1 protein-coding gene is annotated in these 1,343 nt (G+C 62.8%); it reads right to left on the bottom strand.

The window, feature by feature from the left end; translation table 11 throughout:
- Positions 1 to 243 precede the first annotated feature (243 nt).
- Positions 244 to 1,275, bottom strand: a complete 1,032-nt coding sequence (locus MJ601_RS21740) for an IS110 family RNA-guided transposase (protein WP_242130477.1) — start codon at positions 1,273 to 1,275, stop codon at positions 244 to 246.
- Positions 1,276 to 1,343: the final 68 nt, after the last annotated feature.

Raw genomic sequence — 1,343 nt, 5'->3', positions numbered from 1 at the left:
CAAAGGTGCAAGGGGTAAATTGGAGGTCTGGCACGTAGTCGGATGCTGCCATCTGTCCGGCCTCTGATGCAGCATCGGAGGCTGCGGGCCCGTATGGGAGTTCGCGGACCGGAACCATATCACCCATAGCGTGCTCGCTGGCACGGTGGTTTGCACTGGTTCTTCCGGCCCCGTCTCGCCGACTGTTGTGCCATACCCTCCTTCGACCGCCTACGCCTCCGACGACCTCTAGTCCGCCTGGGCTTACGCCATGGCTGCGACCGGAGCCTTGTAATCCTCTTGCCTGGTGAGCAGCGCCCAGACGATCCGCGCCATCTTGTTGGCGAGCGCCACCGTCACGAGCATGCGTGGCTTTCGGCCAAGCATCTGCTCCAGCCATGATCCCTTCGGTGCGCCCCGCTTGCTTGCCTGTAGGACGACAGCGCTGCTGCCGATAATCAGCAGCCGCCTGAGTGTACGCTCGCCCATTTTCGAGATGGCGCCCAGCTTTTGCTTGCCGCCCGTCGATCGCTGCAACGGTGTCAGGCCAAGCCATGCCGCAAAGTCTCGCCCCTTCGCGAAGCTTTCCGCCGGGGGCGCCAGTGCCGTGATCGCCGTGGCAGTGATCGGCCCCACGCCGGGGATCGTCATGAGCCGTCGGGCAACGGCATCTTCACGGGCCCGGCGCGCTATGTCCTTGTCGAGGTCCCGGATCTTGCCGTCCAGTTCCTCCAGTAAGTTCAGCATCAGTCGGAACATGGCCCTGGCCGCTTCCGGGACCGATGCCGCCATCTCATCCTCCAGCAGGTCGCCCAGCATCGCCACATGCGAAGGCCCCTTCGGCGCCACCCAGCCATATTCCGTTAGATGGCCCCGGACCGCATTGATCAACTGGGTCCGCTGGCGCACCAGCAGGTCACGGGTCCGGAAGATCATGCCCGAGGCCTGTTGTTCCTCCCCCTTGATGGGCACGAACCGCATATTCGGGCGCTGCGTCGCCTCGCAGATCGCCTCGGCATCAATGGCATCATTCTTGTGACGCTTCACGAACGGCTTCACATAGGCCGGCGGGATCAGGCGAACATCATGGCCCATATCCCTGAGCTCGCGTGCCCAATGGTGCGCACCGCCACAGGCCTCCAGCGCAACGACACATCGCGGTTGCCCTGCAAAGAAATCGAGCAGCTTTGTCCGGCTGATCTTCCGGCTGAATAACGCCCGTCCACGTTCATCCACGCCATGCGCATGGAAAACATTCTTCGCGATATCCAGACCGATCGTGCTAACCTCCGACATGGACGCCTCCCTCAAGTGGTGTTCAACACCTCCACTTTGGCACATCGATGCCGTCGGGGGGCGTCCAC

The sequence above is a fragment of the Sphingobium trunci genome (assembly GCF_022664535.1).
GTDB lineage: Bacteria > Pseudomonadota > Alphaproteobacteria > Sphingomonadales > Sphingomonadaceae > Sphingobium.
The sequence above is the reverse complement of the archived record's forward strand: the minus strand, read 5'-3'. Positions and strand labels throughout refer to the sequence as shown.